1 pseudogene is annotated in these 222 nt (G+C 49.1%); it reads right to left on the bottom strand.

What is annotated here, in order from left to right:
• Positions 1–222 (bottom strand): annotated as a pseudogene (locus H5975_RS09325) (IS30 family transposase); the annotation flags it as partial.

Raw genomic sequence — 222 nt, 5'->3', positions numbered from 1 at the left:
CATGGAGCCGTTTAACAATTGTCAGGCGACTCTTACGCTCCACAAAAGTAGCCACAGCTTGACCTTTACGTTTGCCAGAAAGTACGGTATCAGCTTCAAAGTGGCCGAATTCCTGGCGAGTTTCGACTTTATGAGAACGCTCCTCAATGGAGCGGCCGTGACTGAACGTACCACGCTTTTCTTTAGCACGATGACGACGAATTCCATGATCAGGCAAATCGG

The organism is Limosilactobacillus coleohominis (genome assembly GCF_016901675.1).
In the GTDB taxonomy this organism is placed as follows: domain Bacteria; phylum Bacillota; class Bacilli; order Lactobacillales; family Lactobacillaceae; genus Limosilactobacillus; species Limosilactobacillus intestinavium.
Note: the sequence above shows the minus strand (reverse complement) of the source record. Positions and strands in the feature narration are given on the sequence as shown.